Genomic DNA, 11,527 nt, shown 5'->3' on the forward strand with positions numbered 1-11,527 from the left:
AGGCACAGCCCGCACATAGATCTGATCCCTACGGTCGAAGGACAACACCGATCACGGCCGGGAGGACCATCATGATCCGCACGACTGCACCGAGTTCCGTTCGCAAGGGCGCCGCCCTCGCCGGCGTCGCAGGACTCCTCGTCCTCGCAGGGTGCTCCGGCACCGCCGACGCCGAGAACGACACGTCGACCGACACCGGCACCGACACCAGCACCGAGTCGTCGGATGCCGGTGCGAGCGGCGACTACGCCGACGGGACCTACACTGCCGACGGCTCGTACCAGACCCCCGAGACCGTCGAGACGATCACGGTCACGCTGACCGTCGCCGACGGCGTCGTGTCCGAGGTCGAGGTGACCGGCGACCCGCAGGCCCGCGAGACCGAGCAGTACCAGGGACAGTTCATCGACGGCATCTCCGACGAGGTCGTGGGCAAGTCGCTCGACGACATCGAGGTCAGCCGCGTCGCCGGCTCGTCGCTCACGAGCGGCGGCTTCAACGAGGCCGTCGAGTCGATCAAGGAGCAGGCCGCCGCCTGAGGCGCCTGAGTCGCGATCATGGCGATCTGGCGTTTCGACGCGATCGGCACCCGCTGGGAGATCGAGACGACGCACGACCTCGGCGCCGACGAACGAGACCTCGTCGGCGCCGAGATCGAGCGCTTCGACCGGGAGTGGTCGCGGTTCCGCGAGGACTCCGAGGTCACCCGCGTCGCCCGTGCCGGCGGTGCGGTCATCTCGCCGGATGCCGCGCCGATGCTCGACGCGTATCGACAGCTGTCGGCGGCGACCCGCGGGGCGGTGAGCCCGCTGATCGGCGCGAGCCTGGAGGCTCTGGGATACGACGCCGCGTACAGTCTCGTCGCACGGCATCCGACCGCAGCGCCCGAGGACTGGCCCGAGCTCGTCACCTGGACGGCCGACGCGGTCACGGCATCCGTCCCGGCCCTCCTCGATGTGGGAGCGCTCGGCAAGGGGCGCCTCGTCGATCTCGTCGCGGGTGTCCTCGCCGAGGTGCCGGGCGACCTCGTCATCGATGCGGGCGGCGACATGCGTGCGCGCGGCGGCGCGGTGCGCGTCGGGCTCGAGCATCCGTACGATCCGACGAAGGCGATCGGCGTGGTCGAGCTGCGGGATGCCGCGCTGGCCGCATCCGCCGTCAATCGGCGGGCCTGGGGCGACGGCCTCCATCACGTCCTCGACGCCCGCACCGGAGTGCCCGTGCTCACCTGGGCGGCGACGTGGGCCTTCGCCTCCGACACCATGCGCGCGGATGCCGTCGCCACCGCGCTCTTCTTCGACGGCGGGCCGGAGCTCGCCGCCTCGTGGGGCGTCGAGTGGGTGCGCATGACCACCGACGGGCGCGTCGAGCGCTCTCCCGGCTGCCCCGCCGAGCTGTTCCTCGCCCGCCGCTGACGCCTCGAAGTAGGGAAGAGTAGACCCGTGATCACCTCCATCACCGCCCTGAGGCAGCGCGTGCTCGCGATGCTCGGCGGCATCTCGATGTACCGCCTCGTGCTGTTCGCGCTCCTCGCCCTCGCGCTGATCGCCGTCGTGCTGTCGGCGCTCGGCGTGATCGTCTCGCCGACCCCGGCGGAGATCCTCGCCTCGTTCGCCGTGCTCGCGATCGTGATCTCCGGTGTGGATGCCGCGGCCCAGCGCGTCCTCCGGCTTCCCTGGCGCATCGAGTCCTCGCTGGTGACCGCCCTGATCCTGCTGTTCGTGCTGCGTCCGGGGCTCGAGCCGACCGCGCTGCTCGGTCTCGCGATCGCCGCGGCGGTGGCGAGCCTGTCGAAGTACCTGATCGCGTGGAGGGGACGACACATCCTCAACCCGGCGGCGTTCGGAGCATCCGTGGTGTCGATCCTCGGCTCCTTCGGCGCATTCGAATGGCTCGGCACCTCGTCGTCGTGGTGGGTGGGCACGCCGTCGCTGTTCCTGCCCGTGGTGGTGCTCGGCCTCGCGGTGCTGTGGCGCACCGAGAAGGTGCGCATCGTGCTCGTGTTCCTGATCGTCGCGATCGGCGTCTCGGTGCTGCGCCAGGCCGTGCAGGCGCAGGAGTTCGACATCGCGTTCGACCTCGGCGCCGCGCTCTCGTTCGCGGTGCTGCAGTCGCCGTTCCTCTTCCTCGGCGCGTTCATGGTGTCCGAGCCGCTGACGCTGCCCCCGCGCCGCTGGCAGCAGTTCTCCGTCGCCGGCCTCGTCGGCGTCCTCGCGGGGTGGCCGATCGCGATCGGCGGACTGTTCACCCTCGGTCAGGAGCGCGCGCTGCTCATCGGCAACCTCCTGGCGTTCGCCTTCGCGCTCCGCGGCTCGGTGCGCCTCGTGCTGCAGGAGCGACGGTTCATCACCCCGACCGCGCAGGAGCTGACGTTCCGCGCGAAGGGGAAGGTCCGCTTCCTGGCCGGCCAGTATCTCGAGCTCGACGTCCCGCATCGCCGTCCGGACGCGCGAGGCACACGTCGGGAGTTCAGCATCGTCTCGGCGCCCGGTGATCTGCCGACGCTCCGCATCGCCTACAAGGACGGCGATCAGCAGCATCCGTCCAGCTACAAGCGTGCGCTGGCCGGCGCCGACCCCGGCGCGACCCTCGCGGTCACGGGCACCTGGGGCGACTTCCTGCTGCCGCGCTCCGAGGCCCCCGTGCTCATGGTCGCCGCGGGCATCGGCGTGACGCCGTTCGTCTCGCAGCTGCGCCAGCTGCAGCTCGACGGGCGGGAGCGCGACGTGGTGCTCGTGTACGTGGCATCCGACAGCTCCGAGCTCGCCTTCCGCGACGAGCTCGCCGCGACCGGCGCACGCGTGATCGTCTTCACCCGTGACGAGCCCGCAGACCTCCCCGCGCACTGGACGTGGGCGCAGGGCGCCCGGCTCGACGCCGACGGGCTGGAGCGCCGGGTCCCCGATCTGGGCGCGCGTCACGCCTACATCTCCGGACCGCCGCGTCTGATCGCCGACCTCGCTCCGGCCCTCCAGAAGGCGCGGTCGCTGACCACCGACGCCTTCGCCGGCTACTGAGCGTCGCCGGGCGCCGCGGGAGCCGCGGGAGTCTGGGGAACCTGGGCGGGAGTGATCGGGATGCGCACCGTGAAGGTCGTGTCGCCGGGCCGGCTCGACACGGTGATGACACCGCCGTGGCCCTCGACGATGGCCTTCGCGATCGCGAGGCCGAGTCCTGTGCCGCCCGTCTGGCGCGCGCGCGAGCTGTCTCCGCGCGCGAAGCGGGCGAACAGCTCGTCTCGCACCACCGGGTCGATCCCGGGACCGTCGTCGTGCACGCGGACCACCGCGTCGTCGCCCTCGCGGCCCACGCGCAGCGTGACGGTGGTTCCCGCCGGGGTGTGCGTCCTGGCGTTCGCGAGCAGGTTGCCGACGACCTGATGCATCCGCCCGGCGTCGCCCACGATGACGACGGGCTCCTCGGGCACTTCGATGCTCCATCGGTGGTCGGGCGCCGTCGGCCGCGCGTCGGTGAGGCTCTCCACGGCGAGCTGGGCGAGATCGACGCTGCCGTAGACGAGCTCCCTGCCCTCGTCGAGGCGGGCGAGCAGCAGCAGGTCCTCGACCAGGCGGGTCATCCGCAGCGACTGCGCCTGGATCCGCTCGAGCGAGGTCGTCGTCCCCTCGATGGCGGCCGGTCCGCCCTGCTGCTTGAGAGCGCGCAGCGACAGCTCGGAGTATCCGCGGATCGATGACAGCGGCGTGCGGAGCTCATGGCTCGCGTCGGCGACGAAGCGACGCATCCGCTCCTCGTTCTTCTGGCGCGCGGCGAGCGAGGTGTTGACGTGGTCGAGGAGCGTGTTCAGTGACGCGCCCACGAGACCGGTCTCGGTGCGCGGGTCCGCCTCCGCTGCCGGCACGCGCTCGGTGATCTCGACCTCGCCGCGGTCCAGAGGCTGGTTGGCGACACGCGTCGCGGTGGCCGCGACCGCACGGAGCGGTTTGAGCCCCACCCTGATCGTGATCGCCGTCGTCAGTGCGAGCAGGATCAGGCCGCCGATCGTCGCCAGGGCGATCACGGTGAGCAGCGTCGCCAGTTGATTCTGGATCTCGGTGCGGGGAAGGCCGGTGACGACGTTCGCGCCGTTCGCCGCCTTCTGCGCGAACACCATGTACGAACCGAAATCGTCGAGGGTGACGGTAGCGCTCGGCTGGCCGCCGAGCGCGGCGTCGATCCGCCGGAGATCGGAGCTCGTCAGGGTCTGCGCGACCCCGCCCCACTCGTCCTTCGTGTCGGGGAAGAGCACACCGCTGGTGCCTCCCTCCGAGCTCGACACCGCCAGCAGGAGGCCGGGGACGCGAACATCGTTGATGTCGAGGACGTTCTCCACGGTCGCCAACTGGGCCGGCACCCGACCGACCCATTGGGTCACCTGGCTCGAGTAGCTCTTCAGGCGATCCTCGAGCTGGCGCTCCATGGTCGCTCCGAGCGTCGCGCTCGTGATCACCGCCACGATCACGAGGATGAGCGACACGAATCCGATGACCGCCGTCATGAGCCGCGTCTGCAGGCTCATCGGTCGGCCCGACATTCTCGTCAGACTCACTGAGGCGCCTTGATCATGTAGCCCACTCCGCGCACCGTGTGCAGCAGAGGAGCGCGGCCGGCGTCGATCTTCTTGCGCAGGTACGAGATGTACAGCTCGACCACCGACGACTTTCCGCCGAAGTCGTAGCTCCACACCCTGTCGAGGATCTGCGCCTTCGACAGCACACGGCGCTCGTTGCGCATGAGGTACCGGAGCAGCTCGAACTCCGTCGCGGTCAGCTCGATCTCGGTGCCGTCGCGCATGACCTCGTGACTGTCCTCGTTGAGAGTGAGGTCGGCGACCCGCAGGATCGACTGGCCGTCGTCCGCGGTGGCGTGACCGGTGCGGCGGATGATGGCACGCAGACGCGCGATGACCTCCTCGAGGCTGAACGGCTTCGTGACGTAGTCGTCTCCGCCCGCGGTCAGGCCGGCGACGCGGTCACCCACGGCATCCTTGGCGGTGAGGAAGAGGACCGGCACGAGGCTGCCCGATTCGCGCAGACGCCGCAGCACGGCCATCCCGTCGAGGTCGGGCATCATGATGTCGAGGACCAGCGCGTCGGGCTCGAACTCCCTCGCGACCTGCAGCGCCTCGAGCCCCGACGATGCGGTGCGCACCTCCCACCCTTCCATGCGCAGCGCCATGGCGAGCAGGTCCGTGAGCATCTGCTCGTCGTCGACGGCGAGGATGCGCAGGGGGGAGCCGTCGGGACGGCGCAGTTCGGGGAGGTCGGTGCTCATGACCCCCATTCTGCGGAATCTCCTATGGGATCTCTATGGAGAGGACTATGCATCGGCTGTGAGTCGTTCGATCATACGATTCCCATCATCTCCGCATCGATCTCGCAGAACTGCGCTCCCTACCGTCGTCATCGGCCCGCGAACGTCGCGGCGGAAGGAGACACATGTACGGGACGTATCTGCGGCGCGAGTTGGCGGGTCGCAAGAAGCAGACGGCGATCGTGGCGGTGGGGCTCGCGATAGCCATCGCCCTGGTCATCATCGTGAACGCGCTCACCGCCGGCGTGCGGGATGCACAGGCGCAGGCGCTCGAATCCGTGTACGGCGTCGGCACCGACCTCACGGTGACCGGGGCCGCCGTGGAGCCGGGACAGGGCGGCGGGGAGAGGTTCGACTTCGGTGCCGAGGACGGTGCGTCCGACGGCGACACCACGACCCTCAGTCAGTCGATGCTGCGCACCGATCTCATGCGGGGCACCCTCGATGCGTCCGTCCTCGACACGGTCGCGTCCACCGAGGGCGTCACGTCCGCGGTCGCGGCGCTCAGCCTGACGAACTCCACCTTCTCGGGCGAGCTCCCGAGCGGCGGCTTCGGGCAGCAGGACGGGGAGGGGACGGCGCCGACGGAGGGCGGGACGCCCCCGCAGGGAGGCCAGGACGGGGCCGGCGGGGGATCGTTCGGCATCGACTCCTTCTCGGTGCTCGGGATCGACCCCACGGTGACCTCTGTGGGTCCGCTCGCCTCGGTGAAGGTCAGCGACGGCCGCGCACTCGACGCGGATGACTCCGGTGCGCTGGTCGCGACGGTGGACTCGACGTACGCGACGACGAACGAGATCGCCGTGGGCGACACGATCGACGTCGGCGGCTCCGACGTCGAGGTCGTCGGCATCGTCGCATCCACCTCTGCTTCCGCGGACACGGCCGCCGACGTCTACCTGCCCCTCGACACGGCGCAGGAGCTGTCCGGTGCCGGTGACGTGATCTCCACCGTCTACGTGCAGGCCGAGTCCGCCGCCTCGATCGATGCGGTGCAGACGGCGCTCGCCGCCGAGCTCCCTGATGCCACCGTGACCTCGCAGTCCGAGCTCGCGTCGACCGTCTCGGGATCGCTGTCCAGCGCGACCTCGCTCATCACCGACCTCGGCACCTGGCTGTCGATCATCGTGCTGGCCGTCGCGATGCTGCTCTCGGTGCTCCTGACACTGTCGGGGGTCTCCCGGCGCACCCGCGAGTTCGGCACGCTCAAGGCGATCGGGTGGTCGAACGGCCGCGTCGTGCGGCAGGTGGCCGGCGAGTCGATGGTGCAGGGGCTCCTCGGCGGTGCGGTCGGGCTGGTGCTCGGCATCGCGGGGATCGTCGCGATCAACCTCATCCGCCCCACGGTCGCTGCGGCCGAAGCCGGAGGAGCGGGCCAGGGCGGCGGTCCTGGCGGTGCAGGCGGAGGGCCGGGCGGGATGTTCCAGACGCAGCAGACAGCGGACATCGTCCTCCAGGCGCCGTTCACGCCCTGGGTGCTCGTCGCGGCCGTCGGCCTCGCGGTGCTCGGCGGGCTCGTCGCCGGGGCGTTCGGCGGATGGCGCGCCGCCCGCCTCAGCCCGGCCGAGGCCCTGCGCTCGGTCGCCTGACCGACTCGTCCACACTCATCGACAAGGAGACACTCATGACCATCGCAGACACCGCCGAGACCGCACGGACCGCGGATGCCGCGGCACCGCTCTATCGGGCGACCGACATCACCCGCACCTACCGGCAGAAGGGGCGGATCGTGAAGGCGCTCACCGGCGTCGACCTGACGATCCTGCCGGGGGAGTTCGTCACGATCCAGGGCCCGACCGGCGGCGGAAAGTCGACGCTGCTGCAGATGCTCGGCGCGCTCGACGCACCGACGTCGGGCTCGCTGATGCTGGGGGAGACGGAGCTGGCATCCGCATCGCCTCGCGAGCTCGGGCGCATCAGGGCGGAGGAGATCGGATTCGTGTTCCAGGGCTTCAACCTGATCCCCACGCTCACGGCCGCCGAGAACGTCGACATGGCGCTCGAGCCGATGTCCCTCGGGCGTGCTGAGCGCGCCTCGCGCGTCGCCGAAGCGCTCGCCCACGTCGGACTCGAGGATCGCGGCGACCATCTGCCCTCGGAGCTCTCCGGCGGACAGCAGCAGCGCGTGGCGATCGCTCGGGCGATCGTCAAACGCCCCCGCGTGCTCCTCGCGGACGAGCCGACCGGCAACCTCGACGAGAGCATGCGCGACGAGATCCTCGCGCTCCTCGAGTCGCTGTGCGCCGAGGGCATCACCATGATCGTCGTCACGCATGACTCCGCCGTCGCGCGTCGGGCCACGCGGCGGCTGCGACTCGCGAAGGGGACGGTGAAGGACATCACGCGCTGAGCGACGACGAAGGCCCCGGCGGACTGCCGGGGCCTTCGTCATGTCGTCGCGGAGGACTCAGTGGGTGTCTTCCGCCTCGATCTCGGTGCGGTCGCCCGACCACAGCGTGTGGAAGGTGCCGTCCTTGTCGATGCGCTTGTAGGTGTGCGCCCCGAAGAAGTCGCGCTGGCCCTGCACGAGCGCGGCCGGCAGACGGTCGGCGCGGATGCCGTCGTAGTACGACAGCGACGACGAGAACGCGGGGGCGGGGATGCCGGCCTGCGCGGCGGCGATCACGACGCGGCGCCAGGACGCCTGCCCGCGGGTGAGCGCATCGGCGAAGTACGGCGCGGTCATCAGGACGGGCAGGTCCGGGGTCTCCGCGTACGCGTCGGCGATGCGGTTGAGGAACTGGGCGCGGATGATGCAGCCGGCGCGCCAGATCTTCGAAATGGCCCCGAGGTCGATGGTCCAGTCGTACTCGGCGGCGCCCGCGCGGATCTCGTCGAAGCCCTGCGAGTAGGCGACGATCTTCGACGCGTAGAGGGCCTGGCGGACGTCCTCGATGAACGCGGCCTCGTCGGCGACGGTGAACGCCTCGTCGGGGCCGGGGAGAGCGGCGGCGACCTCGCGCTGCTCCGGGTGGCTGGAGAGCGAGCGGGCGAACGTGGCCTCGGCGATGCCGGAGACGGGCACGCCGAGCGAGAGCGCGGTCTGCACGGTCCAGGCGCCGGTGCCCTTGGCGCCGGCCTGGTCCACGATGACGTCGACGAGGGGCTTGCCGGTCTCGGCATCCACCTGGCGGAGCACCTCGGCGGTGATCTCGATGAGGTACGACTCGAGCTCGCCGGTGTTCCACTCGGCGAAGATCTCCGCGATCTCGGCCGGGGTCTTGCCCGTGCCGCGGCGGATGAGGTCGTACGCCTCGGCGATCAGCTGCATGTCGGCGTACTCGATGCCGTTGTGCACCATCTTCACGAAGTGGCCGGCGCCGTCGTGGCCGACGTGCGTCACGCAGGGCTCGCCTTCGGCGACCGCGGCGATGGACTTCAGGATCGGACCGAGCGTGACCCACGACTCGTCCGAGCCGCCGGGCATGATCGACGGGCCGAGCAGTGCGCCCTCCTCGCCGCCCGAGATGCCGGCGCCGACGAAGTTGATGCCGGTCTCGCGCACCGCCTTCTCACGGCGGATGGTGTCGGGGAAGTACGCGTTGCCGCCGTCGACGATGATGTCGCCCGGCTCGAAGACCTCGACGAGCGAGTCGATCACGGCATCCGTGGGGCGGCCGGCCTTGACCATGATGATGGCGGTGCGCGGCTTCTGCAGGCTGTCGGCGAACTCCTGGTACGTCGATGCGGGCACGAACTCGGCTTCGGGGTGCTCGGCGAGCAGCGTCTCGGTCTTCTCGTGGCTGCGGTTGAAGATCGCCACCGTGTTGCCCTCGCGGCTGGCGAGGTTGCGGGCGAGATTCGAACCCATGACGGCGAGTCCGACGACTCCGATGTTCGCTGTTGCTTCAGGCACAGAAGACTCCTGGATCGTGAAGTAGGGGATGTTCTCAGGGTATCGCGGTGGCCGCGGCGAGGGTCTCGTGTGACGGCCGACGACGGCTCGCGGGCCGTCGGGAGCGGACGGGGCGCTCAGTCCTTGCGGTAGCCGGAGCGGCCGAGCGAGAAGAGGGCGGCGAACGAGAAGCCGACGGCGCACACGGTCATCGCGCCGATCACCCAGGCGATCACGTGTGAGAAGAAGGCGCCGTCGAGCATGGGGAACTCCGTGTTCTGCAGTAGGGATCGGTGTCTTCAGCCTACCGGGTCATCGGGTACCATGAAGGGAGTACCTCGGCGAGGGACGCTTGCGCGTGTGCGCGGACGTCCGTTATCGACGCGGCGAAGCAAGCCCGGTGGCTTTCCTCGCGTGTCCACGTTCGAGATCGAATCCCAGACCACCGCGCGGCTGTCGCTGCGTGTCCCGAAGGAGAACCCCATGTCTGAAGACACCAAGGTCCAGGCCGAGCTCCGCGAGAGCTTCGGCAAGGGCTTCGCCCGTCGCCTGCGCGCCGCCGGCAAGATCCCCGCCGTCATCTACGGTCACGGCACCGACCCCGTGCACGTCGCGCTCCCGGGTCACCAGGTCTCGCTGATCATCCGTCGCGCGAACGCGCTGCTCGAGCTCGACATCGAGGGCACCTCGCAGCTCGCCCTGGTCAAGGACGTCCAGAAGGACCCGGTGCACCAGATCATCGAGCACATCGACCTCCTCGTCGTGAAGAAGGGCGAGAAGGTCACGATCGACGTTCCGCTCGTCGTCACCGGAGAGCCCTTCGCCGGCACGATCGCCAACCTCGACACGACCACGCTGTCGATCGAGGCCGAGGCCACGCACATCCCGCAGAACATCGAGATCTCGGTCGAGGGACTCGAGGAGGGCGCGCACATCACCGCCGCCGACGTCGTCCTGCCGAAGGGCTCGACGCTGCTGACCGACCCCGAGGTCCTCGTGGTCGCCGTCTCGGTGCCCGTCCTCGAGCTCGAGGAGGACACCACCGCCGAGGAGCCCGCCGAGGGCGAGACCGAGGCCGAGGCTGCGCAGGAGGACGCCGCGAAGTGATCCACTCCGCAGGCGCAGCGCACAGCTGACTGCATCACAGAGGGGGCGCGAGACGATCGCGCCCCCTCTGTCGTATCCTGACCGGGCCCGCAGAGCGGCCACCATCCGAGAGGACGACGACATGGCATCCACCTGGTTGGTGGTGGGGCTCGGCAATCCCGGCCCGAGATACGAGGCGACGCGGCACAACGTCGGGCAGATGGTGATCGACGAGCTGGCGGCCCGCCGCGGTGAGAGCTTCCGCGAGCACAAGGGCGGCGCCCGCGTGGTCGAGACCTGGCTCCGTCCCGGTGCCGACAAGCTCGTGCTGGCCAAGCCGAACACGTTCATGAACGTCTCCGGCACGCCGGTCGCCGCACTGGCCCGGTTCTACTCCGTGCCGCCGGAGCGGATCGTCGTCATCCACGACGAACTCGACATCCCCTTCGACACGATCAAGCTCAAGGTCGGCGGCGGGCACGGCGGGCACAACGGCGTCCGCGACATCGCGCGCGCGATCACGACGCCGGACTTCCCGCGTGTGCGCGTGGGCATCGGTCGCCCCGTCGGACGCCAGGACCCCGCCGACTGGGTGCTCTCGCCCTTCGGGAAGGACGAGCGGGCGAATCTGCCGATCCTGGTCTCGGATGCCGCTGACGCCGTCGAGCAGCTGGTCGGCGAGGGACTGCTCGCCGCCCAGCAGAAGCACCACGCCCCGCGCTGAGCCGAGCTGAGCCGCGCTGAGCCGCGCTGAGCCGAGGGCTAGGGCGCCAGGGTCGACGCCATGCCGAGCGACAGCGACACGAACAGCACGACCCAGAAGACGATCGGGCCGAGGACAGCGACGACGAGCGCGGCGATGCCGGCGCCGCGACCCTTCTTCCTGCGGATCGCGATGATGCCGATCACGATGGCCGCGATGCCGAGGATCGTGCCCGTCCAGAACGAGACCTCGGCCCACAGCACCTGATCGCGTGCGGGGGAGAGCAGCGTCAGGAACTCGGGCGACGTGGTGTCGAATCCGGCGGGGATGCGGCGGCCGATCTCGAAGCCGGTGATCCCCGCGATGATCGGGGTCACGACGGCGGCGACGATCGCGAGCACGAGCGCCAGGATGCCGAGCAGCGACGAGCGCCTCTCGACCTGCTCCGGTGCCTGATAGGACCCCGCGGGCGCCGCATAGCCGCCGACGGGCACCTGATACGCGCCGGGAGGAGCCGGCTGGTAGGTCGGAGCGGCGCCCTGACCCGGGTACGGCTGCGCCGGCGCGTATCAGGTGCCCGTCGGCGGCTATGC

At 70.2% G+C, this 11,527-nt stretch carries 12 protein-coding genes; 7 read left to right on the forward strand and 5 right to left on the reverse strand.

Annotated features, from left to right (window positions below; all coding sequences use genetic code 11):
- The first annotated feature begins 71 nt into the window (after positions 1–71).
- From A4X16_RS11690 to A4X16_RS11700, 3 genes are read left to right on the forward strand one after another with little or no spacing between them, the layout of a single operon-like run.
- Positions 72–539, forward strand: a complete 468-nt coding sequence (locus A4X16_RS11690) for an FMN-binding protein (protein ID WP_067120735.1) — start codon at positions 72–74, stop codon at positions 537–539.
- A gap of 18 nt (positions 540–557) precedes the next feature.
- Complete coding sequence (locus tag A4X16_RS11695) at positions 558–1,415, forward strand: FAD:protein FMN transferase (protein WP_067120737.1); 858 nt, start codon at positions 558–560, stop codon at positions 1,413–1,415.
- Positions 1,416–1,442: 27 nt separating this feature from the next.
- A complete protein-coding gene (locus A4X16_RS11700) occupies positions 1,443–3,017 on the forward strand; it encodes an FAD-dependent oxidoreductase (RefSeq protein WP_067120739.1) in 1,575 nt (524 codons plus the stop codon).
- Here the strand turns inward: A4X16_RS11700 and A4X16_RS11705 are convergent.
- On the reverse strand, positions 3,011–4,516 hold the full coding sequence (locus tag A4X16_RS11705) for a sensor histidine kinase (RefSeq protein ID WP_067120754.1): 1,506 nt from the start codon (positions 4,514–4,516) through the stop codon (positions 3,011–3,013). The genes A4X16_RS11700 and A4X16_RS11705 overlap by 7 nt on opposite strands.
- Before the next feature lie 26 nt (positions 4,517–4,542).
- The gene (locus A4X16_RS11710) at positions 4,543–5,271 is read right to left on the reverse strand and encodes a response regulator transcription factor (RefSeq protein ID WP_067120752.1); all 729 of its coding nucleotides are present in this window, start codon (positions 5,269–5,271) and stop codon (positions 4,543–4,545) included.
- 164 nt (positions 5,272–5,435) lie between these two features.
- Between A4X16_RS11710 and A4X16_RS11715 the strand changes: the two genes are divergently transcribed.
- Both A4X16_RS11715 and A4X16_RS11720 read left to right on the forward strand, forming a co-directional pair.
- The gene (locus tag A4X16_RS11715) at positions 5,436–6,899 is read left to right on the forward strand and encodes an ABC transporter permease (protein WP_067120741.1); all 1,464 of its coding nucleotides are present in this window, start codon (positions 5,436–5,438) and stop codon (positions 6,897–6,899) included.
- 35 nt (positions 6,900–6,934) lie between these two features.
- Entirely contained in the window at positions 6,935–7,660 is a 726-nt protein-coding gene (locus A4X16_RS11720; RefSeq protein ID WP_067120756.1) for an ABC transporter ATP-binding protein, read from the forward strand.
- A 57-nt stretch (positions 7,661–7,717) separates the two neighbouring features.
- On the opposite strand, the gene gndA is transcribed toward A4X16_RS11720, so the two are convergent.
- Together gndA and A4X16_RS18420 are read right to left on the reverse strand one after the other, a co-directional pair.
- Positions 7,718–9,121 carry an NADP-dependent phosphogluconate dehydrogenase gene (gene gndA, locus A4X16_RS11725; RefSeq protein ID WP_231880349.1) on the reverse strand — a complete coding sequence of 468 codons (1,404 nt, stop codon included), beginning with the start codon at positions 9,119–9,121 and terminating at the stop codon, positions 7,718–7,720.
- A 161-nt stretch (positions 9,122–9,282) separates the two neighbouring features.
- Entirely contained in the window at positions 9,283–9,408 is a 126-nt protein-coding gene (locus tag A4X16_RS18420; RefSeq protein ID WP_269454907.1) for a hypothetical protein, read from the reverse strand.
- Positions 9,409–9,628: 220 nt separating this feature from the next.
- Here A4X16_RS18420 and A4X16_RS11730 point away from each other — a divergent pair, with 220 nt between their 5' ends.
- Both A4X16_RS11730 and pth read left to right on the forward strand, forming a co-directional pair.
- Positions 9,629–10,252: a 50S ribosomal protein L25/general stress protein Ctc gene (locus tag A4X16_RS11730; protein WP_067120760.1), complete on the forward strand. Its 624-nt coding sequence runs from the start codon at positions 9,629–9,631 to the stop codon at positions 10,250–10,252.
- 121 nt (positions 10,253–10,373) lie between these two features.
- Positions 10,374–10,955: an aminoacyl-tRNA hydrolase gene (gene pth / locus A4X16_RS11735; RefSeq protein ID WP_067120743.1), complete on the forward strand. Its 582-nt coding sequence runs from the start codon at positions 10,374–10,376 to the stop codon at positions 10,953–10,955.
- 38 nt (positions 10,956–10,993) lie between these two features.
- Here pth and A4X16_RS11740 read toward each other — a convergent pair whose 3' ends face one another.
- Entirely contained in the window at positions 10,994–11,428 is a 435-nt protein-coding gene (locus tag A4X16_RS11740; RefSeq protein WP_067120745.1) for a hypothetical protein, read from the reverse strand.
- Positions 11,429–11,527 lie beyond the last annotated feature (99 nt).

The organism is Microbacterium sp. H83 (genome assembly GCF_001650405.1).
Classification (GTDB): Bacteria; Actinomycetota; Actinomycetes; order Actinomycetales; family Microbacteriaceae; genus Microbacterium.